The organism is Delftia sp. WSY_10 (genome assembly GCF_043104705.1).
In the GTDB taxonomy this organism is placed as follows: Bacteria; Pseudomonadota; Gammaproteobacteria; order Burkholderiales; family Burkholderiaceae_C; genus Comamonas; species Comamonas tsuruhatensis.
In genome coordinates this window covers 457,246-480,417 of sequence record NZ_JBICKY010000012.1, presented here as the reverse complement: position 1 = coordinate 480,417, position 23,172 = coordinate 457,246, and the positions used below count along the sequence as shown (strand labels likewise).

The following is a 23,172-nucleotide window of genomic DNA, read 5'->3' as shown; positions in this document are numbered from 1 at the left end:
CTGCCTCAGAGCGCGCCGGGGGCTGCCGGCACGGCGGGAGCGGCGGGCTGCGGCTGGGTGAAGTCGATCAGCTCGGGCCTGGCGCCCGGCACGTTGACGATGGCGGCCGGGTTGGTGAACGAGCCGGGGTCCGGCTGCGGCGTCAGCGTGGGCAGCACGGGCGCGGCATTGACCGAGCGCAGCAGGGCGCTGGGCTCGGGCTGCAGGCTCTGTTGCTGCGCGCGGATGGCTTCGTAGCGCTCGGAAGAGACCTGGTTGGTGGCAGTCGCATCGCGCATCACCACGGGGCGCAGGAAGACCATCAGGTTGGTCTTGTTGCGCTTGCGGTTGGTGTTGCGGAACAGGTTGCCCACGACGGGAATGTCGCCCAGCAGAGGCACCCGGTCCTCGGCCTGGGAGTAGTTGTCGTCGATCAGGCCGCCGAGCACGACGATGTTGCCGTCCTCGACCAGCACGTTGGACTCGATGGAGCGCTTGTTGGTGGTCAGGCCGTTGGTGTCCTTGCGCGTGGACTCGTCCACCGAGGAGACTTCCTGGAACACGGCCAGCTTCACCGTGCCGTTCTCGTTGATCTGCGGGCGCACGCGCAGCATCAGGCCCACGTCCTTGCGCTCCACGGTGGTGAAGGGGTTGACCGTGCCGCCCGTGGAGTTGCTGGCGTACGAGCCCGTGACCATGGGCACGTTCTGGCCCACGATGATGCGCGCCTCCTCGTTGTCCAGCGTCATCAGGTTGGGCGTGGACAGGATGTTGGCGTCACCGCTGTTTTGCAGGAAGTTGGCCAGAAAGCCCAGCGTGTCCTTGCCGTTGACGCGCTGCGTGAAGCCGAGGTTGGTGCCTCTCAGGCTGGACAACGTGTCTCCCGTGATGGCGCTGCCGTCGAGGCCTCCATCCTTGACCAGGCCGAGCAGGTTCAGGATGTTGGCGCCCGCCACATTGGAGTTCGTGCCCAGGGTGCCGATCACGCGGCCGTTGTTGCTGAGCATGGCCTGCCACTGGATGCCGAACTGGGCCAGCCGGTTGTCCTTGATTTCGACGATCAGGCTTTCGATCAGCACCTGGGCGCGGCGGCCGTCGAGCTTGTCGATCACGGCGCGCAGTTGGCGGTAGACGGGCGGCGGTGCCGTGATGATCAGCGAGTTGGTCGAAGGATCGGCCTGGATCATGCCGCCCGTGGAGGGCTGCTGGGCCACGCCCAGCGCGCCGCCCCCGCCGCCGCTGCCCAGGCCCGAGGACGAGCCCATGCCCATGGATGCCGTGCCGCTGGAGTCGCGCGAGACCACGGGCTGCGAGGTGGGGATGGAGGACATGCCGCCGCCCTGCGGCAGGGTGCCGCCCGCACCGGGCTGGCCGCTGGCCGTGCCGGCGGCCGTGGCCTGGGCGCCGATGGCGGCGCGCAAGGTGGCGGCCAGCGCCACGGCGTCGGCGTTCTTGAGATAGACCACGTGGATGTTGCCCTGGTCGCCGCCGCCGTTCATGGCGGGCTGGTCCAGCCGCGCGATCAGCGAGCGCACCTGGGCCAGGCGTGCCGGGTTGGCCGCGCGCAGCACGATGGAGTTGCTGCGCGGCTCGGCCATCAGCGAGGTCTTGAAGGCGTTGTCGCTCTGGCCCGGAATATTGGCGCCGCCTGCGGTCACGGTGAGGCCGCCGGGGCTGGCCGTGCCGCCTTCGATCAGGCGCGAGACCAGGGCCACCATGTCGGTGGCCACGGCATGGCGCAGTGGGATGATTTCGACATCGGTGGCGTTGGACACATCCATGGTCGCCACGATGCGCGAGATGCGCTGCAGGTTGTCTGCGTAGTCGGTGATGACCAGCGAGTTGTTGCCCGGGTTGACGTTGATGGTGTTGTTGGGGCTGATCAGGGGGCGCAGAACAGGCACCAGGTTGGCCGCGTTCTCGTAGTTGAGCTTGAAGATCTGGGTGACGATCTGGCTACCGGTGCTGCTGCGGCCCGCGCCCACGGCCACCTCGCTGGCCTGCAGCTTGGCGTCGGCTTCGGGGATGACCTTGTACAGGCCGGCCGATTCGACAATGGTGAAGCCCTGCAGGCGCAACGCGGCCAGGAACTGCTGGTAGGCGGTGGCGGGCGGCACGGGCTTGTCGGTCAGCAGCGTGATCTGGCCCTTGACGCGGGGGTCGACCACCACGTTGCGGTTGGTGATGGCGCCGATGGCACGCGAGACGGCCTCGATGTCGGCACCCGAGAAATTCAGCGTCACAGGCTCGCCCGGACGCAGGCTGGGCGTGGCGCCGGCCGGTGCATTGGTCTGCTGGCCCTGGGCGGTGCCAGCGGTGCAGGCCAGCATGGCGCTGACGGCCAGCGTGTGCAGGGTGTTGCGCCAGAACGGGGTCGTGTGCTGCTGAGTCATGGATCAACCAAAGGAAATGATGGACCGGGGCCCCTGGCGCCGTCCCAGAATGTTGAGCAAGTTGGACAGCGCGGTTTCGCGCTCGGGGCTGGCCGAGGCCTCGCCCTGGAAGTGCAGCCGCTGGCCTACCCATTGGCCCTGGCCGCTCAGGCGCAGGTCGCCGGTCAGGGTACTGAGCTGCAGCTGCGGACTGTCGCCCCCGAGGATGTCGAGCCGGTAGCTGCCCAGCGGGCGCAGAGGGGACAGCCGCGAGGATACGGCCAGCGCCTCCAGCCGCGTGCTGCCGTCGCTGCGCCAGCGCCCCGATTGCCACAGCAATTGCAGTTGCAGGGCCTGCGTGGCCAGCCGCAGCTGGCCTTGCAGGTCCACCGTGTTCCAGGGCGTGCCCAGGCCGGACAGCAGCGAGGCAGGCCAGCGCGTGTCGCTGTCGTGCACCACGGCGCTCAGGCCCTGCCAGCGCGGCAGCAGGTCCAGCACCACGGGCGTGGGTGTGCAGCATTCGCTGCGCAGCTGAATGCGGGCGCCGTCCAGGCGCGGGCGCAGCGTCCATTCCAGCCGCGTGGGCAGGGCCGTGCGGTCGCGGCTGCCGGCGCCTCCGGTGAAGGCCAGGGAGGCCGAGCCGTTCCACAGCGTGCCGCGCGGTTGCAGCAGCAGTACCTGGCCCTGTGTGGCGGAATCCACGCCGCGTGCCAGCCAGGCGGCGGGCGCCCAGACGACGGTGGTGGCCACCAGGCCGCACAGGGCGCCTGCCAGCGCCCACCCGCGCGGTGAGCGCAGGACAGGCTGGGAGCGGGGCTGGCGGCGCATGCTCAAGGTGCCCGCGACGGATCGACAGGCAGGTCCAGCACCAGGCTGCCATCCCAGCGCACGGCATCGGCAGCGCCTGCGGCGCTTGCAGATGCACTGCGGGCCAGCTTCATCTCGGCGGGAACGGCGTGCGTGTTGCTGCGGACCTGGGCCAGCCAGCGCGACAGCGCGGCGGCGGGCGCGGCCTTGAGCGTGATCTGTGCGCGGTCGCCCATCCAGTTCAATTGGGCGGAGGCGCCCAGTTCGGCGGACAGCGAGCTTTGCAGCAGCGCCTTGGCATCGCCGACCACGGGGCGTGCGTTGCTGCGCAGCTGCTCGGCCTCGGCCTGCAGCAGCTGCATCTGGCGCAACTGGCGGTCGGCCTGGGCATGGCGTTCGGGCGCGGTGCGCAGGCTGTGCAGGGCGGGGGCCAGGGCCAGCCACCACAGCAGGGCCAGTGCCACCACGCCACCGGCCAGCAGCGTCATGTTCTGTTCACGTGGCGCCAGGGCATTCCAGCGCGCGCGCAGTGGGGCCAGGCTTTGGCGGGATGCGCGCATGTTCATGGCCGGGCCTCCTGGGCAAGCAGCAGGTCGGCACCGTCGCGCTGCAGTCGCAGGCCGCTGCCGGCCAGATGTTGTTGTGCCTGCTCCAGTGCCTCGGCCTCCAGCGAGACGCCCTTGAGGCGCAGCTGACGGTCCTGGTAGTCCATGGCCTGCGGCAACTGGCCGGCAGGCAGGGCCCGGGATGCGGCGGCCAGCAGGGGTTCCAGGTCGCCCTGCGTCAGCGCGCCGGCGCTCTGGCGCAGCGTGGCGACTTCGCGCTGCATTTGAACGGGCGCATCGACGATGACGGGAACGCGCGGAAAGCTGGTGGCCAGCGTGGAGCGCACCTGGACCTGCTTGGCCGCGATGGCGCGGTTTTCGGTCCAGGCCCAGGCATTGAGGCCCACCACCTGGGCCAGCAGTGCGAGCGCGGCACCCCAGCGCGCGGCCTTCCATTGCGGCGCGCGCAGAAAGCTCTGCCAGCCGTCGAGCATGCGTCGGCGGGTGCGGCTGCCGCCGCCCAGGTCGAGGTCGAACTGCGCCAGGTCCCAGTTTTGTGCGCGGGCCGCCAGGCCGCGCTGGGCGTCCGTCAGCAGGCTGACGGGGCGCTGCAGGGCCTCGGCGGCGCGGGCCAGCGCCGGGTCCGCCTGGATCGGGGTGTCGGGGGGCAGGGCCTGCAGCAGGGCGGCCAGCATGGCGGGGTCGGCACTGTCGGTGCGCAGCGGCAGGCAGGCCAGCGAGTCCATGCCTTGCGGGGCCGTGCTCAGGCCGGTGGCCAGCAGCCAGGCCGATTCAGGCGTGCCCACGGCCCACAGCTGGGGCGTGGACTGGGGCGGGCATTCGGGCACGATGCGGCCCACGGGCCGGCCTGCGGACTCCAGGGCCTGCAGATGGGCATGGAGCCAGGCCTTGTCGCAGGCGGCAACCCAGCAGGGCTCGCCCGCGCGTGCCTGAGGCTGCAGCGCCAGATGCAGTTGGGAGGGGTCGTCGAGCAGGCGCTCTTCCAGCAGCCCGTCGAGCACGGCACGCAGGCGCACATGTCCACGCCGGCTCCCCGTGGGCACGCCATGGGGGAGGCTGACCAGATGCCAGGACAAGGCCTGGTGCGGCACCACGGCAACCGTCTGGCCGGTGCGGCCAGGATCGGGCAGCAGGCCTGCTGCGGCGTGGCCATGCCGGTCGGCGCGCAGGCCGTCGCTGCTGAGTGCGTAGGCGTATTCGCCAGCGGGGCCCGCAGGCAGATGAAGAATCAAGGTGCTCATGGACGGAAGCGGGCATTGTAGGGGCCGAGTGTGACAGGCATCTGTCACGGCGCGGGAGCTTCGGGCAATCCCCAGTCCCCCCTCTCGCGCCAGATGGTAGTGACTGTCATGTTGTTGCGCCGCAACATGGAGCGTTCGCTGGCCACGATCTCGCCCAGGCGCATGCGGCCACGCGCCTCGAAGAAGCTGGTGGCGACCGACAGGTTCTGTCCCTCGAATTTCTGAGGCAGGCCCAGCGCGTTGGAGGCATCGGCCAGGCTGCGCAGCGGGCGCGATGCGCGCAGCTGCACCAGCTGGCTGGCCTGGGACCAGGTCAGGTCCTCCACGCTGGCCCAGATGACTTCGGCGCTGGCGGTGTTGAGGTTGACGGGCGTGTTCTCGGGCAGCAGGGTGATGTAGGGCTCCAGGCGCGAGACGACCTCGGGCGGCAATCCCAGCCAGCCGAACTGGCTCAGCGTGCGCGGCATCAGGAACTGCGCGCCCTCGCCGGCGGTGGCCGCTGCGCGCAGGGCCTGGACGATCTGGGCGGCATAGGCAGGGGGCAGGTTCAGGCGTTCCAGCAGGCGGGCCAGCGGGCGCAGGGTTTCGGGCTTGTCGGGCGCGCTCAGCAGGTTGCGCAGGTTCAGGCGCGACTGCAGGTCGATGATCTGGCCCGAGAGAAAGGCGTCCTGCATGTCGGCCATGCCGTCATCGACCTGGCTGACGTTGTTCTGCGCCGCCAGAAAGGTGGACAGGCGCGCCTCCTGCAGCGGCACGGCCCAGGGTTCGGCCAGATGGTCCACCTGCAGGCTGGTGCGCGCATCCTCGGCCAGCACCACGCGCGACCAGTCCAGCGCACCCAGCAGGATCCAGGCGGCCTGCATGCGGTTGCGCTCGGCGGTCTCGACCTCCACGCTGCGCCACTGCTGCCACAGCGCGGTGGCGGCGAACGTGGCCACCAGGGTCACCGTGAGCATGGCGGCCAGCAGGGCCACGCCACGGTGGCGGCGGCGGCCGGGCAGGGGGCGGGGTGCGCGCATCATGATCGGCTGTTGGAGCGCAAGGGGTTGACCCAGTCCATGGTGACGCGGCCAGGAATGGCGCTGTCGGGCGGCAGGGTCAGTTCGACGCGGATGCCGTCGGGAATCGTGGGCAGCTGTGCGCTGCTGTTGGTGCCGCCGGATGGCGGGTTGACCGTGCCCGTGCCGTTGTCCGAGCCGCTGGACTGCGGATTGCTCCAGGCGTTGTCGCGGTAGTAGTACAGGCGCCATTGGTCCAGGGGCATCAGCACGGTTTCGCGCCGGCGCTGGTCGTCCGAGGGGTTGCGCCCCCATTGCGATCCCTGGTTCCAGGCATCGCGCCACTGTGCGCGCGTGCGCAGCGGCGGCGACTGCCAGCGCAGCCACTGGTCGCGCCCTGCCGTCTGGCGGCGCGCCCAGGCGACGACCACGGCGCCGTCGTCCACGGCGGCGCTGCTCTTGCGGGTCATGCGCAGCACCTGGCCGTCCCAGTCGATGACCTGGGCGTGCTCCAGCGGCATCAGTGCTTCGAGGTCGGCATTCCACTGGGCGATGACGGTCTGCAGCACCATCTGCTGCTCGTTGCGGGCGCGAATGGTCTCCTGCGAGCGCACCATGCTGTCCAGTCCGCGCCAGCTCACCAGGGCCAGCAGGGCCATGACGGCGATGGCCACCATCAGCTCCACCAGGGTGAAGCCGTGCGTGCGGGAGGGGTGGCGCAAGCGCATTCAGAAGCGTCCCACGATGGTGGATACGCGCAGCACGGGATGCTCTGCCGTGACCACCAGGGCATCGACACGGCGGAAGCTGGGATTGGGCGTGGGCCGCACGCTGAGCCGGACCTGCAGTTGCCGGCCGCCCTGCTCGCAGGTCAGGCTGTTGTCGCCCACGGGCGGCATCTGGCGCGACAGGCGCAGGCGCACCAGTTCGTTTTGCGCGCACAGCTGGGCCAGCAGCACCTCGGACTGGCGCTCGGCATTGCGAGTCAGGGCCGATGTGGCCTGCAGGCCTGCCATCAGGGCAATGCCCACGATGCCCAGGGCCACCAGGACCTCGATCAGCGTGAAGCCGTGCGGCAGGCGCCTTGGCGCGCCGTGCCTGCGGCGTGGTCCGTGGATGCCTGTCATGGCAGGGATTGCACGGCAAAGGGCCGCAGTCCATCCGTGGCCACGCGCAGCGGCGGGCTGTTGGAGTCGCGCAGCGTTAGCGTGACGGACTGGGGAGGAATCAGTGGCTCGGGGCCGAGGATCAGCGGCGTCGCCGGCTGTGCCTGCACCCCGGGCTGCAGCCATTGCGAAGGCAATTGCGCGCTGGCCGGCAGGCCCTCGAAGCGAAAGCCCTGCGGCATGGGCCGCCAGCGCACGGGCACGCCGTTGGCTCGTGCCTGTGCGCGGGCCGATTCCAGCAGTGCGGCCAAGCGCTCGGCCTCGCGTTCCAGCTGGGCCTGCCCGCTGTCGCGCAGAGACAGGCTTGCGCCGGCAGCGGCAATCGCCATGATGCTGATGACCACCAGCAGTTCCAGCAGGGTGAAGCCGCGCGAAGGAGTGGTCAGGGTGGGCGCAACCGTCTGGTGGGGCATGAGAGCAGGCAGGCCCGCCGGGAGTGCGGGCCTGTGGTGCGGTGCAGCGCGGCGCTTGCGGGCCATCGCCCGGGCCATCGACTTACTGCCAGCTGCCGATGTCGGCATCCTTGCCCTCTCCGCCGGCCTGGCCGTCGGCACCGAAGGACATGATGTCGATGGGGCCCTTGATGCCCGGATTCAGGTACTGGTACGGGCGGCCCCAGGGATCGTTGGGCAGCTTTTCCAGATAGGGCTTCCAGTTGTTGGGCAGCGGTCCGCTCGTGGGACGGATGATCAGCGCCTGCAGGCCCTGCTCGGCCGTGGGATAGCGCTGGTTGTCGAGGCGGTAGAGCTTGAGCGCCTGGGAGATGTTGGTGATGTCGGTGCGTGCAGCCGTGACGCGGGCATCGTCGGCGCGGTCCAGCACGTTGGGCACGATCAGGGCCGCCAGCACGCCGATGATGACCAGGACCACCATCAGCTCGATCAGCGTGAAGCCGCGCTGGACGGCGGTGCGCAGGGCAGGCAGCGGACGGCGGGGAAGGCTGGTCATGGAACGGTGCAGCAAATTGGACATATCGCTCCATCATAATCGCGCGATGGTGACACTTTCATTGAACCGGGGCCAGGCCCGGACCTGGCACGTCAAGGCGGCCACATTCGTGCTCTGGCTGCTGGCGGCCGGCATCGTGGCTTTCTGGGCCATGCGCCTGGGCAATGGCGGCGTGGGGGCACCCGTGCCACCGGCTCCCCCCGAGGCACTGCAGGTCGATGCGCCCGCGCTGGCGCAGGCCCTGGGGGGCGTGGCCGCTGCTCAGGGTGTTGCTGTGCCGGTCGCGGCGCCTGTGGTCTCGCGCTATGCGCTGGTGGGTGTGCTGGCCGGTCGCGACAGCGGCGGCGGCGCGGCGGTCATCGCCGTGGGCAACCAGCCGGCCAAGCCGTTTCGCGTGGGGCGTGCCGTGGAAGAGGGCGTGGTGCTGCAGTCGGTCTCGGGCCGCGAGGCGCGCCTGGGCCCCAGCGTCGATGGCCCCGCCTCCATCACGCTGCAGCTGTCCCTGCCCGACAAGCGCTGAGTCCGGTCAGTGCGGCGGCTGCAGTTCCAATACCAGCCAGCCGCCAAAGTCAGGAGCCGGCAGCGTCCACTGGGCCGCCTGAGGCAGTGCGTTGCCTTCACGCAGCAGCCATTGCACGCAGCGCGCCACGCCGGCATGGGTGATCCAGACGATGTCGCGCCCGGCGCCGTCGTCCTTCGAGTACATCCTTGCCTGCTGCAAGGCCTCATCCACCCTGCGCAGCATGGCGGCCAGGGACTCTCCCCGGCCCGGCGCGTGCCCGGCAAGGTCTGCCGCCCAGGCATCGATGGCGCTGCGGTCCAGCGCATCCCATGGCTGGCCTTCCCACTCGCCGAAGTCCATCTCCAGCAGGCGGCTGTCCGCCGCCGATACCAGGCCGGGCCGCAGTGCCTGCAGGGCCTGTGCCAATTGATGGCATCGGCGCAGTGGCGAATGCGCCAGCAGGCAATCCGCAGGCAGGGCGAGGTGCAGGGCCTGCGCCGCATCGGCCGTGGCCTGGGCGTCGGCCTCCATGTCGAGCCGGCCATAGCAGATGCCGGGCTCCACCAGGGGGCGGGCATGGCGTACCAGCCAAAGGCGCGGCGTTGGGAGAGCGTTCATTGCATCCGCATCAGCACAGCGGCGGCGCCCAGCAGCATGGCCAGTTCACAGACCTGCTGGGCGGCGCCCAGGCAATCGCCCGTCATGCCGCCCAGGCGACGGCGCAGCCAGCGCACCATGGCCGCCGTGACCAGGGCGCCGGGCAGGACCAGGCCGATGACGAGCGGCAGGCCCGCCAGCCAGCCTGTCAGCGCCAGGGCGGGCAGGCACCAGAGGATTGCCGCGACCAGGCCCCTGGCAGCCAATGGCCGACCCGCGGCGTGCAAGGCCTTGGAGTGGGCGGCCTGGCCCACATAGGGAAGGCATTGCATGAGGGCCAGCGGCGCCATGCGCGACAGCACATGGATGCTGCACAGCAGCAAGGCCGCCCATTGCACGCGAATGTCGATCAGCAGCGCGACCAGGGAGATCCTGGTCATCAACGCCATCACCAGCGCCATGGCGCCGTAGGCTCCCAGGCGCGAATCCTTCATGATTTCCAGCGCGCGCTGGGGCGGGACAAAGCCGCCCAGGCCGTCGGCCACATCGGCCAATCCATCCTCGTGCAAGCCCCCTGTCATCCATAGCGTGGCCACGGTGGACAGCACGGCAGCTACCAGAGGCATCCAGGGGCTGGGTGCCAGCAGCCAGCCTGCGGCCAGCAGCCACGCCGCGCCCCAGGCGCCGACCAGCCAGCCCACGCCCGGCAGATGGGCCACGCTGGCGTGCTGCATTGCCGGACTCCAGCCGGCCCAGGCCGCAAGCCGCCCGGTGACCGGAATGCGGCTGAAGAACTGCAGGGCCAGCAGGAAATGGCGTATGGGCTGCATGTCTGGACAGCCGAGGCGGGTCCTACTTCAGGAAGAGCTGGTAGGCAGGGTTACCGGTTTCCTCGACCCAGGGGTAGCCCAGATTGCTCAGGAAGGCGTCGAATTTACGGCCATCCTTGGCGGGCACCTGCATGCCGACCAGGATGCGGCCGTAGTCCGCACCCTGGTTGCGGTAATGGAACAGCGAGATGTTCCAGGTCGGCGCCATCAGGCTGAGGAACTTGAACAGTGCGCCGGGGCGCTCGGGGAAGACGAAGCGCAGCAGGCGCTCTTCCTGCGCCAGCGGCGAATGGCCGCCGACCATGTGGCGCAGATGCTCCTTGGCCATGTCGTCGAAGGTCAGGTCCAGCGCCTCGAAGCCCTGCTTCTCGAAGTTCCTGGCGATCTTCTCGGACTCGCCGCGTGCCGCCGTGGTCAGGCCCACGAAGACATGGGCCTTGTTCTCGTGGCTGATGCGGTAGTTGAACTCGGTCACGTTGCGCGGGCCGCCAGGCAGCTTGCCCACGACTTCGCAAAAGCGCTTGAAGCTGCCGCGTTCCTCGGGGATGGTCACGGCAAAAAGCGCCTCGCGCTCCTCGCCCACCTCGGCACGCTCGGCCACGAAGCGCAGCCGGTCAAAGTTCATGTTGGCGCCGCACAGGATGGCGGCATAGGTCTCGCCCCTGGTCTTGTTCTTCGCGACGTACTGCTTGATCGCCGCCACGGCCAGGGCGCCGGAGGGCTCGACGATGGAGCGCGTGTCCACGAAGATGTCCTTGATCGCGGCGCAGACGGCATCGGTATCGACCACCACGTAGTCGTCCACCAGGCCCTGGGCGATGCGGAAGGTCTCCTCGCCCACCAGCTTGACGGCTGTGCCGTCGGCGAACAGGCCCACATCGGCCAGCTCCACGCGGTGGCCAGCGCGCACGGACTGCAGCATGGCGTCCGAATCCTTGGTGTGCACGCCGATCACCTTCACGTCGGGGCGCACGGCCTTGATGTAGTTGGCCACGCCCGAGATCAGGCCGCCGCCGCCGATGGCGACAAATACGGCATCCAGGCGCGGGCTGCCCAGCTTTTGCAGCTGGCTCAGCATTTCCATGGCAATCGTGCCCTGGCCGGCGATCACATAGGGATCGTCGAAGGGGTGCACAAAGGTCAGGCCCTTTTCCTTTTGCAGCCTGACGGCGTGCTTGTAGGCGTCGGAATAGCTTTCCCCGGCCAGTTCCACCTCGCCGCCCAGCGCCTGTACCGCATCGATCTTGACCTGCGGCGTGGTGGTGGGCATCACGATCACGGCGCGGCAACCGAGCTTGCGTGCGCCCAGCGCCACGCCTTGCGCATGGTTGCCGGCCGAGGCGCAGATCACGCCCTTTTCCAGCTGCTCGGCGGACAGGTGTGCCATCTTGTTGTAGGCGCCTCGCAGCTTGAAACTGAACACCGGCTGCTGGTCCTCGCGCTTGAGCAGCACCTTGTTGTGCAGGCGGCGGCTCAGCGCCTTGGCGGGCTCCAGGTCCGACTCCACGGCCACGTCGTACACGCGCGCGGTAAGGATCTTGGTCAGGTAGTCGGCAGGGGTCAGGGGGTGGTTCATCGTCGGCGAAAGGCTGGAGAGCAGCAGGCCGGGAGGCGGCCCGTCGGTGTCAGGCGGCCATCATAGGCGCTTGTGACTCATGCTGCAGTGCAGCGTCCAGGCTGGGCCAGGGACGACGAAGGCAAAAAAAAGCCCCAGGCTGTAAAGCCGGGGGCTGAATCCACCAATAGAGGAGGTGGAGGAGACAACTGGTGCGATGCAGAGTGAAGTTGGTTCACAATCTGCAGTCCATCTGGAGGGTTGTTCGGGTTAACCCTTCAGATAACGCTTGGGTGCATTGTATGCACGGCAGGTGCTGCGTTGCAACAAAATCAGGGTTTTTGTGTAGTTGATGCAAAATAGCAACAGTTTTTTGAGGACGCAACAATGGAATGCACAGTGAGTTGGACAGGCGGCACGACCGGCATGCGCTCGGGCATGGGCTTCGTGGCGGAAACGGGCAGCGGCCATGTGGTCAATATGGACGGGGCGCCGGATGCGGCCAATCCTGCCAATGGAGGCCAGAACCAGGCACCCCGCCCCATGGAAATGCTGCTGGCAGGCGCAGGCGGCTGCACGGCCTACGACGTGGTGCTGATCCTCAAGCGCGGCAGGCACGCGGTCAAAGGCTGCAGCGTCAAGCTCACTTCGGAGCGCGCGGACACCGATCCCAAGGTGTTCACCAAGATCCACATGCAGTTCACCGTCAGCGGCACCGGCCTGCCAGCGGGCGCGGTGGAGCGGGCCATTGCCATGAGCCACGACAAATACTGCTCGGCCACCATCATGCTGGGCAAGACGGCCGAGATCACCACGGGGTTCGACATCGTCGAGGCCTGATGTATCTGGTGCTTGGGTCCGTGCCTCGGCAGGGACTCGGCAAGAATGAAGAAAGCGGGCCGGGCCCGCTTCTTTTTTGGCTGGATGCAGCTCCCGTCGTTTCAGAAGCTTCGGATCTCAGATGCGGTGAGCGGTCGTCGTCATGACCTTGGCGGCCAGGCGCATCAGGGCGCGGGCGGGCGGCGGCAGCTCCAGCGCGCCGGCTTCGCGCGCAGCGGCGGCATGGCGTTCCTCGTCATCCTTCATGCGGGCCACCACGGCCAGCGAAGGGCGGTCCTCCTCGGGCAGACGGCCCAGATGGGATTCCAGGTGGGCGGAAACCTGCTCCTCGGTCTCCACCACGAAGCCCAGGCTGGCGGCGTCACTGATCTTGGCGGCCACCACGCCGATGGCGAATGCCCCGGCGAACCACAGCGGGTTCAGCAGGCTGGGTCGGTCGCCCAGGGCGTTGAGCCGGTCGCGGGTCCATGCCAGATGGTCGGTTTCCTCGCGGGCCGCCTCCAGCAGGTGCTCGCGCAGCACCATGTCGCGCGTCACCATGGCCTGGGCGTTGTACAGCGCCTGGGCGCAGACCTCTCCGACATGATTGACGCGCATCAAGGCGCCCGACAGGCGGCGCTGTGCCTCGGTCAGCTCACCCTCCGCGATGCCGGTGGCGGGAGAGCGCTCGGCCGCGGAAGGCTGTGCAAACAGGGTGCGAAGCGCCGCATCGGCGGCAGTCAGTATCTTGTCCATGGGCGGTCCCTAGAGCGGAAAATCTTGGCAAATTCAGGGTCTGAACGGTACACCAGGACGACATGCCCTCTCTTTGTGCAAGCGCAACAAGGCCGGCGCGATGTTCGGGTTGGGCCTGATTGTGTTGGTCTGCAGGTTTGTTGCGGCAGTGCAACGAAAAACGGGGGTTCAAGCCCGTTTGTGGGTGAATTTCTTTGCATGGGCAGCGGCGGTCTGGTGCAATAGGCCCTAACTTCCCCACCAGGAGGTTGGCGCGGGAAACCGGTGGAGCCTCAGGCCAAGCCTCTCTTCCTCACGACCGGCGCCCTTCTAAACCTTGGAGTAACTCGTAATGAAAAAATCTCTGATTGCCCTGGCAGTGCTGGCTGCTTCCGGCGCCGCAATGGCTCAATCCTCCGTGACCCTGTTCGGTATCGTGGACACCAACGTTGCCTACGTGAACAAGGACGCAGCTGGCGACAGCCGTTATGGTCTGGGCACCAGCGGCGCTTCCACGAGCCGTCTGGGCCTGCGCGGCACGGAAGACCTGGGTGGTGGTCTGAAGGCTGGCTTCTGGCTGGAAGGCGAAATCTTCGGTGACGATGGCAACGCCAGCGGCTTCAACTTCAAGCGTCGTTCCACCGTGAGCCTGTCGGGCAACTTCGGTGAAGTGCGCCTGGGCCGTGACCAAGTTCCGACCTTCCAAAAGCTGACCTCCTACGACCTGTTCAGCGCCACCGGTATCGGCCAGTTCATGGGCTTCCGTAACTGGGCTGCTGGCCAAGGCGCCGACGACAACGGCATCCGCGCTAACAACCTGATCTCGTACTACACCCCCAACTTCGGCGGTTTCAACGCCGGCTTTGGCTACGCTTTCGACGAAAAGCAAACCATCGGTACTGCTGACAGCGTCGGCCGTTACATCGGCGGTTACGTTGCATACGACAACGGCCCCCTGAGCGCCAGCCTGGGCGTTGCCCAGCAAAAGACTGCCGTTGGCGGCCTGGCTACCGACCGTGACGAAATCACCCTGGGTGCTTCGTACAACTTCGGCGTTGCCAAGCTGAGCGGCCTGCTGCAACAGACCAAGTTCAAGCGCGACATCGGCGGCGACATCAAGACCAACTCCTACATGCTGGGCGCTTCGGCTCCCGTGGGCGGCGTGGGCGAAGTCAAGCTGCAGTACGCTCTGTACGACCAGAAGGCCATCGACTCCAAGGCTCACCAGATCACTCTGGGCTACGTGCACAACCTGTCCAAGCGCACCTCTCTGTACGGCAACCTGGCATTCCTGAAGAACAAGGATGCTTCGACCCTGGGCCTGCAAGCCAAGGGCGTGTACGCTGGTGGCGTGCAAGCTGGCGAAAGCCAGACTGGCGTGCAAGTCGGTATCCGCCACGCTTTCTAATGAACGGCTGGCGTAAGCCAGTTGCCATTTGAAGCAAAAAAGAGCCAGTCTTCGGACTGGCTCTTTTGTTTTGTGCTAGGGAAAGACCTGTGTTGTGCTTGTGCCAACGGTGACGAGGCGGGAAAAGCGTTTCTAGAATGAAATTTCCACCAACCAATCGTTAACAAGAGAGAGACAACACAATGAATTCTTCATTCGTGAAAAAGAGCGTGGCACTGGCGGTGTTGGCAGCAACGGCACCCTTGGCAGCATTCGCCCAGCAAAGCAGCGTGCAGCTGTACGGCATCGTCGATGCCGGCGTGCGCCACACCACCAATGAAGGCCCGACCAAGAGCGGCAAGACCCAGATGATCGGCGGCGGCATGTCGCAAAGCCGCTGGGGCATCAACATCACCGAGGACCTGGGCGGCGGTCTGGCAGCCATTGCCAACCTGGAAGCCCGTTTCCTCACCGACACCGGCGAGCAGGCTGCGGCCAGCTACTTCCAGCAATCCTGGGTGGGCCTGCGCAGCAAGAGCTTCGGCCAGATCACCCTGGGTCGCCAGTACAACATGCTGTTCGATCTGGTGACGTCCACCTATGCCTCCTTCCCGTATTCGCCGTACATGGAGGCCTACAAGCCTGAAATCGGCATGTCCATGGGCGCGCGCGCCAGCAACATGGTCAAGTACCTGGCCGAGTTCGGCCCCGTGCGCGGCGCATTGCAGTATTCGTTCGACGAGAACAACACCTTCGACAAGGTCGGCACTGGCGTGGTGCCCGGTGGCGCCATCAAGACGGCCGGCGGCTATCTGCGCTACTCGCAAAGCGGCATTTCCGCAGGCGCCGGCTACCTGGGCACGACGCTGCCGGCCGGCACCAAGGTCGATGCCTATACCCTGGGCGGCTCCTACCGCGTGGGTCCCTGGTACGTCAACCTGGGCTACGGCCTGAACAAGCGCAAGGACGCATTCCCGGCGGCAACCGCAGGCGGTGGATTCGACCAAGCCATCCTCAACTCCTTCTGGACGGGTTCGTCCAACGGCGGCTTCGTGGCCGGCGACGCCAACAAGCGCCAGATGTACAAGATGGGCTTCGGCTACCAGATCACGCCCCAGATCAATGTGGGCGCGCATTACTACCATGCCAAGCAGTCGGGCTCGGGCACGGGCAATTTCAATGGCAAGGCAGACTTCCTGGTGGCGGTGCTCGACTACGCCTTCTCCAAGCGTACGGATGCCTATGTGGCCCTGGACCACACCAAGACCAGTGGCGGCTCGGGCGTGATGCTCGACGCCAATGGCGCCACCAAGCGCACGGGCTTCACCGTCGGCCTGCGCCATCGCTTCTGAGCGCGCGGCGTTTGCGCAACGGATGGCCTCCTTCGGGAGGCCTTTTTGTTTCCTGTCGATGGGCTGACGGTGGGCGGGCGCGATTTCCTGCGTTAAGGTAATGCGCAGGCCAATGAAGCGAAAGAACCAAGGCGATGGAAGCCACTCGATACAAGGCAGGCGGTCGGGCCTTTGCCCAGATCGCCCAGTACCACCCCGAGCTGACGGCGCTGCGCCGCGAGCTGCATGCGCATCCTGAGCTGGGGTTCGAGGAGCGCTTCACGGCTGCGCGCGTCAAGGAGGCCTTGCGGCAATGCGGCGTGGACGAGATCCACGAAGGCCTGGGCACCACGGGCCTGGTGGCCGTGATCCGTGGCCAGGGGCATAGCTCGGGAGCGATGGTGGGCCTGCGTGCCGACATGGATGCACTGCCCATGGTCGAGCACAACGAATTTCCCTGGAAATCGGGCAAGCAGGGGCTGATGCACGGCTGCGGGCATGATGGCCATACGGCCATGCTGGTGGGCGCCGCCCGCTACCTGGCTGCGACACGGCGTTTCGACGGCTCGGCCGTGCTGGTCTTTCAGCCAGCCGAGGAAGGGCGCGGTGGCGCGCGGGCCATGATTGCCGATGGTCTTTTCGACCGCTTTCCGATGCAGTCCGTGTACGCCATGCACAACTGGCCCGCCATGCGCGCCGGCACCGTCGGTATCAACATGGGCGCGATGATGGCGGCTGCCGACCGCATCACCATCGAGATCACGGGGCGCGGCGGCCACGGCGCCCATCCCTACCAGACGGTGGACGTGGTGCTGGCGGCCGCGCACATCACCACGGCGGTGCAGAGCATCGTCTCGCGCAATGTGCGCGCCATCGACAGTGCCGTCATCAGCCTGTGTGCCGTGCAGGCCGGGGACCTGGGCGCCTTCAGCGTGATGCCGGGCACGGCAACGCTGGTGGGAACCGTGCGGACCTTCGATCCCGCCGTGCAGGACCGTGTCGAGCAGCGACTGCAGGAGTTGTGCAGCGCGGTGGCGCTGGGGCTGGGTGCGACGGCCAAGGTCAACTACGAGCGCATCTATCCCGCCACCATCAACTCCCCCACGGAGGCCGCCTTTGCGGCCGACGTGGCCCAGGCGCTGGTGGGCGTGGAGAACCTGGACCGGCAGCTGGAGCCCAGCATGGGCGCGGAGGATTTTTCCTTCATGCTGCAGCACAAACCCGGCGCCTACCTGCGTCTGGGGCAATCCACGGGCGCCCAGCCCGGGGTGCCGCTGCACAGCAGCCGGTATGACTTCAACGACGAGGTGCTGCCGCTGGGCGCTGCCCTGCACGCCAGCCTGATCGAGCAGGCCATGCCGCTGCCTTCGCAGGACGTATAGCGCAGGCGGAGCCGGTCAGCGGGGCTGTCCCTCGATCGCAAGAAGGTGGGCCTTTACCGTTTCCAGGATCTCGTCGGACAAGGCTGGATTGGCGGCGACCGTGGCACGTGCCAGGACCAGGGCGCCCACCATGCTGCTGAGCATGGCCATGGCCTGGGCGCGCTGTGCGGCATCGGGTGCCTGATCGTCGCCAAGTGTGCCGATCACGCGCGCAAACCTGCCGATGTTGCGTTCCACCCCTTCGGCGAACACCGCTGAAAGATCACCACCTGCCCGAGCCACGTCCACGGCCAGCGCCGCAGCGGGGCAGCCCTCGCCGGGGCTGTCGCGGTGCTGCGGCGACAGATAGGACTGCACGCGCGCGGCAAGGCTGCCGGCCTGTTCACCCTGCAGGCCGTCCAGCGGCGCGATGGACCAGTCGAAGGCGCGTGCGCAGGCTTCGCGCACCAGCGCGTCCTTGGATTCGAAGTGGCGATAGAGCCCGCCGTGGGTGAGTCCCGCGCCGCGCGTCACCTCGGCCACGCCGACGCCGTCCAGCCCGTGCTCGCGGTACAGCCGCGCAGCGGCTTCGAGGATGTCCTGCCGGTTCTGCGCGGCCTGGGCTTTCGTGACTTTCATGTGCACTGTCCAATGATTATGGTTGTCATCAAAATGCGTTTATGATGACGGCCATCATCATAAGTCCGTCCCTGCAGGCAATGCTCACCGTCTGCGGCAGGGGCTGTGCACTCTACAGGGAAGAACCGATGAACGCCTCTTCAATCCCGAGCAGCCTGTGCCCCGTGCGCGCTGCAGTCTCTGCATGGTCCATCAGGGAGCGTTCATGAGCACGGGTCCTCTCGCACGCCGCGTGGTCATCACGGGCATGGGCATGGTTTCGCCGCTGGGGCGGGGCACTGAACTGGCCTGGCGCCGGCTGCTGTCCGGCGCATCGGGCCTGAGCCGGCTGCCCGAGGATCTGGCGCCCGATGTGCCGGGCCAGGTGGCAGGCCAGGTGCCCGACCTGGCCCGCGACCCGGAAGGCGGCTGGGACATCGATGCCGTGGTCTCGCCCAAGGACCAGCGCAAGATGGACCGCTTCATTCCGCTGGCGCTGGACGCTTCGGACCAGGCGCTGGCCCAGTCCGGCTGGCAGCCGGCCAGCGAGGACGAGCGCACGCGCACGGCCTGCATCATTGGCTCGGGCATCGGCGGCTTTGGCGCCATTGCCCAGGCCGTGCGCACCACGGACAGCCGGGGGGTGTCGCGCCTGTCGCCCTTCACCGTGCCGTCTTTCCTGGTCAATCTCGCGGCCGGGCATGTGTCGATACGCCATGGGCTCAAGGGCCCGCTGGGTGCGCCGGTCACTGCCTGCGCAGCCAGCGTGCAGGCCCTGGGCGACGGCCTGCGCATGATCCGTTCGGGCGAGGCCGACGTGGCGCTGTGCGGCGGTGCCGAGGCGGCCATCGACCGCGTGAGCCTGGGCGCGTTCGCGGCGGCCAAGGCCCTTTCCACGGGATACAACGACCGGCCCGAAGAGGCCTCACGCCCCTTCGACGCGGGCCGCGACGGCTTTGTCATGGGCGAGGGCGCGGGCGCCCTGGTGCTGGAGGGACTGGACCACGCCCTGGCGCGCGGCGCCGTGCCGCTGGCCGAAGTGGTGGGCTACGGCACCAGTGCCGATGCCTATCACATCACCTCGGGCCCGGAAGATGGCGACGGCGCGCGCCGCAGCATGGCACAGGCGCTGGCCATGGCCGGGCTGTCGCCGGATCAGTTGCAGTACCTCAATGCCCACGCCACCTCCACGCCCGTGGGCGACCGGGGCGAGCTGGCAGCCATGCGCTCCCTGTTTGGCGAGGGCAGCGGCGTGGCGATCAGCTCCACCAAGTCGGCCACGGGCCATTTGCTGGGCGCGGCGGGCGCGGTGGCGGCCATCTTCACGGTGCTGGCGCTGCGCGACCAGATGGCGCCGGCCACGCGCAATCTCGTGGAGCCCGATCCCCTGGCCCAGGGGCTGGACCTGATCGCCGGCGCGGCAAGGCCCTGGGCCATGGAGCATGCCCTGGTCAACGGTTTCGGCTTTGGTGGCGTCAACGCCTCGCTGGTGCTCCGGCGCTGGCAGGGCTGAACGAGGCGGGTGGGCCTGGGGTCGGTGCTACGTGTAGCGCTTGGCCCGCAGGTTGTTCTTCATCTGCTCCAGCGCAGGCTGCAGGGCCGGGCCGATGCGCAGCGCCACGCAGGTGGCCAGCACGTCGATGACCAGCAGGTGCAGCAGGCGCGACACCATGGGGCTGTAGCGGTCGTAGCCCTCGGGATGGTCGGCGGCCAGATGGATGTGGCAGGCCGAGGCCAGGGGCGAGCCGCTGGCGGTGATGGCAATCGTGGTGGCGCCGTTCTTGCGCGCGATGTCGGCCGCGTCCATCAGGTCGCGCGTGCGGCCCGAGTTGGAAATGATCACCGCGCAGTCGCCGGGCCCCAGCAGGGTGGCGCTCATCACCTGCATGTGGCCGTCGCTGGTGGCCAGGCTGGTCACGCCCAGGCGAAAGAACTTGTGCTGTGCATCCTGCGCCACGATGCCCGAATTGCCTGCGCCGTAGAACTCGATGCGCCGCCCCGTCTGCCAGGTCGAGGCGATGGCCTGCGCCGCCTGCTCTATGGCCGTGGTGCTGGCGGCATTGCGGTATTGCAGGAAGGCGGCCACGGCGTTGTCCACCACCTTGACCATCACGTCGCTGGTCTTGTCGTCGGTGTCCACGCTGCGGTGGATGAAGGGCACGCCCTCGCTGACGCTGCCGGCCAGCTTGAGCTTGAAGTCGGCCAGGCCGTCGTAGCCCATGCTGCGGCAAAAGCGCACCACCGTCGGCTTGCTGACGTGGGCACGCTCGGCCAGTTCGCGCACCGGCTGCCGTGCGAAGGCCCGTGGATCGGCCAGCACCAGGCGGGCCACGCGTTGTTCGGCGGGAGCAAGCGAGGGCAGCGAGGCGGTGATGCGGTCCAGCATTAGGCGGTGGGCGTTGTTCTATGGGTAAAGGGAAGCGGTTGCCGCAAGGCAGGTCCAGCGCGCATTTTGCATGAGCGGCAGCCTTCGCTTACTTTCCTGACGCCGATGCAATCCATGCGCGCGCATACACTCGGAGGATTTGCCGGTACAACCGCACCGCCCTGGTGCGATGCCGCCCCTCGCCAGGCTCCCGCCCAAAGGATGTTCCATGAACCAGCTTGATGCGCTTCGACAGTACACGACCGTGGTGGCCGATACCGGCGACTTCCACCAACTGGCCCAGTTCCAGCCGCGGGATGCGACCACCAATCCCTCGCTCATCCTCAAGGCGGTGCAAAAGCCCGAGTACGCGCCGCTGATGCGCGCCACCGTGGCCCAGTACAAGGGCCGCCGCCTCGACGAGGTCATGGACCGCATGCTGGTGCGCTTCGGCTGCGAGATCCTGAACACCATTCCGGGCCGCGTCTCCACCGAAGTCGATGCGCGCCTGTCGTTCGATACCTCGGCCACCGTGGCGCGTGCCGAGCGCCTGATCGAGCTGTACCAGGCCGAAGGCGTGCACATCGACCGCGTGCTCATCAAGATCGCCTCCACCTGGGAAGGCATCGAGGCGGCGCGCCAGCTGGAGCTGCGCGGCATCCACACCAACCTCACCCTGCTGTTCTCGTTCTGCCAGGCCGTGGCCTGCGGCCAGGCCAAGGTGCAGCTGATCTCGCCCTTCGTGGGCCGCATCTACGACTGGTACAAGAAGCAGGCCGGCGCCCAGTGGGACGAGGCCGCCATGGCCGGCGCCAACGATCCCGGCGTGCGCTCCGTGCGCGCCATCTACGAGCACTACAAGCACTTCGGCATCGCCACCGAGGTCATGGGCGCGAGTTTTCGCAACACGGGCCAGATCGTGGCGCTGGCGGGCTGCGACCTGCTGACCATCGCCCCCGAACTGCTGGCCCAGCTGGGCGCCAGCGATGCGCCCCTGGCGCGCGCCCTGGACCCCGAGGCCGCGCGGACCCTGGCCCTTGATCCCGTGCACTACGACGAGGCCGGTTTCCGCCTGGCCCTCAACGAGGACGCCATGGCCACCGAGAAGCTGGCCGAAGGCATACGCGCCTTCGCTGCCGACACCCGCAAGCTCGAAGCATTGATGCAGCAGGCCGCAGACTGATTGGATGAAGATCTTGCCCGTTTTGTGCAACACCTTGCCGGCCTGGTCGGCACTTGAACGCCATTTCAACGAAGACATCCGGTCCCTGGATCTGCGCCAGGCCTTTGCCGCGGACGCGGGCCGGCTGGACGCGCTGAGCCAGCAGGCCCCGCATGTCTTCGCCGACCTGTCCAAGAACCTCTGGACCGAAGCCACCGAGACGCTGCTGCGCGAGCTGGCGCAGCAGGCCGGCGTGCTGGCCCAGCGCAACGCCATGCTGGCCGGCGAGCCCGTCAACTGCACCGAGGGCCGCGCCGTCATGCACTGGCTGCTGCGCATGCCGCGCGACGGCGGCCAGCTGCGCCACTGCGCCACCGTGCAGCAGTGGCAGCCGGCCATGCACGAGGCGCTGGCCCAGGTGCACGAGACGCTGGACGCCATGCTGGCCCTGGCCGAGCAGGTGCGTGGCGACGAGGGCATCACCGACATCGTGAACATCGGCATCGGCGGCTCGCACCTGGGCCCCGAAGTGGTGGTCAATGCGCTGGAGGACTGGGTCGATGCGGGCAAGAATTTCCATTTCGTCTCCAACGTCGATGGCCATGAGCTCGGCCATGTGCTGCGCCGCGTGCGCCCGCACAGCACGCTGTTCCTGATCGCCTCCAAATCCTTCACCACGGCCGAGACCATGCTCAACGCGCACTCGGCGCGCCGGTGGTTTCTGGAGCAGGGCGGCAGCGAGGATGCGCAGGCCGCGTGCTCCATCGACCGGCACTTCGTGGCGCTCACCACCAATGTGCAGGCCGCAGCCGACTTCGGCATCCGCCGCACGCTGGGATTCTGGGACTGGGTGGGCGGGCGTTTTTCGCTGTGGTCGGCCATCGGCCTGCCGGTGGCCATCGCCATCGGGGCGGCGCAGTTCCGTGCGCTGCTGGACGGCGCCCATGCCATGGACGCGCATTTCTTTTCCTCCGGCGTGGAGGGCAACCTGCCGCTGCGCCTGGGCCTGCTGGACGTCTGGTATCGCGATTTCTGCGGCTTCTCCAGCCGCTGCATTGCCCCCTACAGCCATGGCCTGCGGCGGCTGACCGCCTATCTGCAGCAGCTGGAGATGGAGAGCAACGGCAAGGGCGTGACGCGCGACGGGCAGACACTGCCCGTGCGCACGGCGCCCGTGATCTGGGGCGAGCCCGGCACCAATGGCCAGCATGCCTTCTTCCAGATGCTGCACCAGGGCCAGGACGTGATTCCCGTGGAATTCATCGCACTGCGCGACGGCGGCAAATACCTGGGCGCCCACCACCAGAGCCTGGTCGTCAACGCCATTGCCCAGGCCCAGGCCCTGATGGAGGGGCGCCACGGCGAGGGTGCGGAGCGCCATTGCGCGGGCAACCGGCCCAGCAGCTTCCTGCTGCTGCAGCAGCTCGATCCGGCATCGCTGGGTGCCCTGATCGCACTGTACGAGCACCGTGTCTTCTCGGCCGGTGCGGTCTGGGGCATCAACAGCTTCGACCAATGGGGCGTGGAGCTGGGCAAGCACCTGGCGCGCCAGCTGCATGCGCGCCAGGACAGCGGCGACTGGCAGGGCGTCGATGCCTCGACGCAGGGCCTCATGCACCGGCTTGCGGCAGGGTCGGCCGGCTGACCGGGCGCTGCGGGCCTGTGGCCCCCGCGGCGCACCAGCAGGGTGCCGGGTCATGTGGGTGGAGCATGACCTTCTTCCATTTCATCGTTATGCACAGGCGCCTGATTGCTCGATAGTTGATGCAATCGCCTTGACGGCGGCCCTGCTTGCATGCAGCCAGTGACGGCGGCTCGGCAGGGTGGAGGCGC

23 protein-coding genes are annotated in these 23,172 nt (G+C 67.8%); 8 read left to right on the top strand and 15 right to left on the bottom strand.

Translation table 11 applies throughout. The features are described from left to right. Window positions 1-5 precede the first annotated feature (5 nt). The 9 genes from gspD to gspG all read right to left on the bottom strand — a co-directional run bounded on the left by gspD (window position 6) and on the right by gspG (window position 8,101). Entirely contained in the window at window positions 6-2,372 is a 2,367-nt protein-coding gene (gspD, locus tag ACF8ML_RS04310) for a type II secretion system secretin GspD (RefSeq protein WP_392406390.1), read from the bottom strand. A 3-nt stretch (window positions 2,373-2,375) separates the two neighbouring features. Then, window positions 2,376-3,179 (bottom strand): type II secretion system protein N, encoded by an 804-nt coding sequence (gspN, locus tag ACF8ML_RS04305; RefSeq protein ID WP_016450868.1) that lies wholly within the window; start codon window positions 3,177-3,179, stop codon window positions 2,376-2,378. 2 nt (window positions 3,180-3,181) lie between these two features. After that, entirely contained in the window at window positions 3,182-3,724 is a 543-nt protein-coding gene (gene gspM, locus ACF8ML_RS04300) for a type II secretion system protein GspM (RefSeq protein ID WP_392406388.1), read from the bottom strand. Continuing rightward, window positions 3,721-4,965, bottom strand: coding sequence for a type II secretion system protein GspL (gene gspL, locus ACF8ML_RS04295; protein ID WP_043790034.1), 1,245 nt, complete (start codon window positions 4,963-4,965; stop codon window positions 3,721-3,723). Before gspL ends, gspM begins: the two co-directional genes overlap by 4 nt. Window positions 4,966-5,009: 44 nt before the next feature. Next, entirely contained in the window at window positions 5,010-5,987 is a 978-nt protein-coding gene (gene gspK, locus ACF8ML_RS04290) for a type II secretion system minor pseudopilin GspK (RefSeq protein WP_392406386.1), read from the bottom strand. Beyond that, a complete protein-coding gene (locus tag ACF8ML_RS04285; protein ID WP_392406384.1) occupies window positions 5,984-6,691 on the bottom strand; it encodes a prepilin-type N-terminal cleavage/methylation domain-containing protein in 708 nt (235 codons plus the stop codon). Before ACF8ML_RS04285 ends, gspK begins: the two co-directional genes overlap by 4 nt. Continuing rightward, window positions 6,692-7,090 (bottom strand): type II secretion system minor pseudopilin GspI, encoded by a 399-nt coding sequence (gene gspI / locus ACF8ML_RS04280; RefSeq protein WP_392406382.1) that lies wholly within the window; start codon window positions 7,088-7,090, stop codon window positions 6,692-6,694. Next, on the bottom strand, window positions 7,087-7,542 hold the full coding sequence (locus tag ACF8ML_RS04275; protein WP_016450872.1) for a GspH/FimT family pseudopilin: 456 nt from the start codon (window positions 7,540-7,542) through the stop codon (window positions 7,087-7,089). Before ACF8ML_RS04275 ends, gspI begins: the two co-directional genes overlap by 4 nt. Window positions 7,543-7,624: 82 nt before the next feature. Beyond that, entirely contained in the window at window positions 7,625-8,101 is a 477-nt protein-coding gene (gene gspG, locus ACF8ML_RS04270) for a type II secretion system major pseudopilin GspG (RefSeq protein WP_016448729.1), read from the bottom strand. Window positions 8,102-8,123: 22 nt separating this feature from the next. Here gspG and ACF8ML_RS04265 point away from each other — a divergent pair, with 22 nt between their 5' ends. Beyond that, window positions 8,124-8,597, top strand: coding sequence for a type II secretion system protein N (locus tag ACF8ML_RS04265; protein WP_392406379.1), 474 nt, complete (start codon window positions 8,124-8,126; stop codon window positions 8,595-8,597). A 6-nt stretch (window positions 8,598-8,603) separates the two neighbouring features. On the opposite strand, the gene ACF8ML_RS04260 is transcribed toward ACF8ML_RS04265, so the two are convergent. Genes ACF8ML_RS04260 through ilvA form a run of 3 tightly spaced genes read right to left on the bottom strand, consistent with a single transcriptional unit; the run spans window position 8,604 to window position 11,582 of the window. Next, complete coding sequence (locus tag ACF8ML_RS04260; protein WP_392406377.1) at window positions 8,604-9,197, bottom strand: histidine phosphatase family protein; 594 nt, start codon at window positions 9,195-9,197, stop codon at window positions 8,604-8,606. Then, window positions 9,194-10,006, bottom strand: coding sequence for an adenosylcobinamide-GDP ribazoletransferase (locus ACF8ML_RS04255; protein WP_047326423.1), 813 nt, complete (start codon window positions 10,004-10,006; stop codon window positions 9,194-9,196). The genes ACF8ML_RS04260 and ACF8ML_RS04255 overlap by 4 nt, the downstream gene beginning before the upstream one ends. 22 nt (window positions 10,007-10,028) lie before the next feature. Further along, entirely contained in the window at window positions 10,029-11,582 is a 1,554-nt protein-coding gene (gene ilvA / locus ACF8ML_RS04250; protein ID WP_046240741.1) for a threonine ammonia-lyase, biosynthetic, read from the bottom strand. Window positions 11,583-11,948: 366 nt separating this feature from the next. On the opposite strand from ilvA, the gene ACF8ML_RS04245 reads away from it, so the two are divergent. Further along, entirely contained in the window at window positions 11,949-12,401 is a 453-nt protein-coding gene (locus ACF8ML_RS04245; RefSeq protein ID WP_016448724.1) for an OsmC family protein, read from the top strand. A gap of 117 nt (window positions 12,402-12,518) precedes the next feature. Here ACF8ML_RS04245 and coq7 read toward each other — a convergent pair whose 3' ends face one another. Next, window positions 12,519-13,136, bottom strand: coding sequence for a 2-polyprenyl-3-methyl-6-methoxy-1,4-benzoquinone monooxygenase (gene coq7, locus ACF8ML_RS04240; RefSeq protein ID WP_016448723.1), 618 nt, complete (start codon window positions 13,134-13,136; stop codon window positions 12,519-12,521). 331 nt (window positions 13,137-13,467) lie between these two features. On the opposite strand from coq7, the gene ACF8ML_RS04235 reads away from it, so the two are divergent. The 3 genes from ACF8ML_RS04235 (at window position 13,468) to ACF8ML_RS04225 (ending at window position 17,215) form a co-directional block, all read left to right on the top strand. Continuing rightward, on the top strand, window positions 13,468-14,523 hold the full coding sequence (locus tag ACF8ML_RS04235) for a porin (protein ID WP_016448722.1): 1,056 nt from the start codon (window positions 13,468-13,470) through the stop codon (window positions 14,521-14,523). 182 nt (window positions 14,524-14,705) lie between these two features. Continuing rightward, on the top strand, window positions 14,706-15,854 hold the full coding sequence (locus ACF8ML_RS04230) for a porin (protein WP_016448721.1): 1,149 nt from the start codon (window positions 14,706-14,708) through the stop codon (window positions 15,852-15,854). Window positions 15,855-15,988: 134 nt separating this feature from the next. After that, window positions 15,989-17,215 (top strand): M20 aminoacylase family protein, encoded by a 1,227-nt coding sequence (locus ACF8ML_RS04225; protein ID WP_043790042.1) that lies wholly within the window; start codon window positions 15,989-15,991, stop codon window positions 17,213-17,215. 15 nt (window positions 17,216-17,230) lie between these two features. On the opposite strand, the gene ACF8ML_RS04220 is transcribed toward ACF8ML_RS04225, so the two are convergent. Then, complete coding sequence (locus tag ACF8ML_RS04220) at window positions 17,231-17,833, bottom strand: TetR/AcrR family transcriptional regulator (protein ID WP_016448719.1); 603 nt, start codon at window positions 17,831-17,833, stop codon at window positions 17,231-17,233. Window positions 17,834-18,038: 205 nt separating this feature from the next. Here ACF8ML_RS04220 and fabF point away from each other — a divergent pair, with 205 nt between their 5' ends. Next, a complete protein-coding gene (gene fabF, locus ACF8ML_RS04215) occupies window positions 18,039-19,325 on the top strand; it encodes a beta-ketoacyl-ACP synthase II (protein WP_017404580.1) in 1,287 nt (428 codons plus the stop codon). Window positions 19,326-19,352: 27 nt separating this feature from the next. Here fabF and ACF8ML_RS04210 read toward each other — a convergent pair whose 3' ends face one another. Next, the gene (locus ACF8ML_RS04210; RefSeq protein WP_016448717.1) at window positions 19,353-20,198 is read right to left on the bottom strand and encodes a MurR/RpiR family transcriptional regulator; all 846 of its coding nucleotides are present in this window, start codon (window positions 20,196-20,198) and stop codon (window positions 19,353-19,355) included. 208 nt (window positions 20,199-20,406) lie between these two features. Here ACF8ML_RS04210 and tal point away from each other — a divergent pair, with 208 nt between their 5' ends. Further along, a complete protein-coding gene (tal, locus tag ACF8ML_RS04205; protein WP_267178088.1) occupies window positions 20,407-21,360 on the top strand; it encodes a transaldolase in 954 nt (317 codons plus the stop codon). A 4-nt stretch (window positions 21,361-21,364) separates the two neighbouring features. After that, entirely contained in the window at window positions 21,365-22,984 is a 1,620-nt protein-coding gene (gene pgi / locus ACF8ML_RS04200; RefSeq protein ID WP_046240748.1) for a glucose-6-phosphate isomerase, read from the top strand. Window positions 22,985-23,172: the final 188 nt, after the last annotated feature.

Excerpts from the sequence above, each read along its gene's own strand:
- gspD (WP_392406390.1), bottom strand. The coding sequence starts at position 2,372 with ATGACTCAGCAGCACACGACCCCGTTCTGGCGCAACACCCTGCACACG.
- gspN (WP_016450868.1), bottom strand. The coding sequence starts at position 3,179 with ATGCGCCGCCAGCCCCGCTCCCAGCCTGTCCTGCGCTCACCGCGCGGG.
- gspM (WP_392406388.1), bottom strand. The coding sequence starts at position 3,724 with ATGAACATGCGCGCATCCCGCCAAAGCCTGGCCCCACTGCGCGCGCGC.
- gspL (WP_043790034.1), bottom strand. The coding sequence starts at position 4,965 with ATGAGCACCTTGATTCTTCATCTGCCTGCGGGCCCCGCTGGCGAATAC.
- gspK (WP_392406386.1), bottom strand. The coding sequence starts at position 5,987 with ATGATGCGCGCACCCCGCCCCCTGCCCGGCCGCCGCCGCCACCGTGGC.
- ACF8ML_RS04285 (WP_392406384.1), bottom strand. The coding sequence starts at position 6,691 with ATGCGCTTGCGCCACCCCTCCCGCACGCACGGCTTCACCCTGGTGGAG.
- gspI (WP_392406382.1), bottom strand. The coding sequence starts at position 7,090 with ATGACAGGCATCCACGGACCACGCCGCAGGCACGGCGCGCCAAGGCGC.
- ACF8ML_RS04275 (WP_016450872.1), bottom strand. The coding sequence starts at position 7,542 with ATGCCCCACCAGACGGTTGCGCCCACCCTGACCACTCCTTCGCGCGGC.
- gspG (WP_016448729.1), bottom strand. The coding sequence starts at position 8,101 with ATGTCCAATTTGCTGCACCGTTCCATGACCAGCCTTCCCCGCCGTCCG.
- ACF8ML_RS04265 (WP_392406379.1), top strand. The coding sequence starts at position 8,124 with ATGGTGACACTTTCATTGAACCGGGGCCAGGCCCGGACCTGGCACGTC.
- ACF8ML_RS04260 (WP_392406377.1), bottom strand. The coding sequence starts at position 9,197 with ATGAACGCTCTCCCAACGCCGCGCCTTTGGCTGGTACGCCATGCCCGC.
- ACF8ML_RS04255 (WP_047326423.1), bottom strand. The coding sequence starts at position 10,006 with ATGCAGCCCATACGCCATTTCCTGCTGGCCCTGCAGTTCTTCAGCCGC.
- ilvA (WP_046240741.1), bottom strand. The coding sequence starts at position 11,582 with ATGAACCACCCCCTGACCCCTGCCGACTACCTGACCAAGATCCTTACC.
- ACF8ML_RS04245 (WP_016448724.1), top strand. The coding sequence starts at position 11,949 with ATGGAATGCACAGTGAGTTGGACAGGCGGCACGACCGGCATGCGCTCG.
- coq7 (WP_016448723.1), bottom strand. The coding sequence starts at position 13,136 with ATGGACAAGATACTGACTGCCGCCGATGCGGCGCTTCGCACCCTGTTT.
- ACF8ML_RS04235 (WP_016448722.1), top strand. The coding sequence starts at position 13,468 with ATGAAAAAATCTCTGATTGCCCTGGCAGTGCTGGCTGCTTCCGGCGCC.
- ACF8ML_RS04230 (WP_016448721.1), top strand. The coding sequence starts at position 14,706 with ATGAATTCTTCATTCGTGAAAAAGAGCGTGGCACTGGCGGTGTTGGCA.
- ACF8ML_RS04225 (WP_043790042.1), top strand. The coding sequence starts at position 15,989 with ATGGAAGCCACTCGATACAAGGCAGGCGGTCGGGCCTTTGCCCAGATC.
- ACF8ML_RS04220 (WP_016448719.1), bottom strand. The coding sequence starts at position 17,833 with ATGAAAGTCACGAAAGCCCAGGCCGCGCAGAACCGGCAGGACATCCTC.
- fabF (WP_017404580.1), top strand. The coding sequence starts at position 18,039 with ATGAGCACGGGTCCTCTCGCACGCCGCGTGGTCATCACGGGCATGGGC.
- ACF8ML_RS04210 (WP_016448717.1), bottom strand. The coding sequence starts at position 20,198 with ATGCTGGACCGCATCACCGCCTCGCTGCCCTCGCTTGCTCCCGCCGAA.
- tal (WP_267178088.1), top strand. The coding sequence starts at position 20,407 with ATGAACCAGCTTGATGCGCTTCGACAGTACACGACCGTGGTGGCCGAT.
- pgi (WP_046240748.1), top strand. The coding sequence starts at position 21,365 with ATGAAGATCTTGCCCGTTTTGTGCAACACCTTGCCGGCCTGGTCGGCA.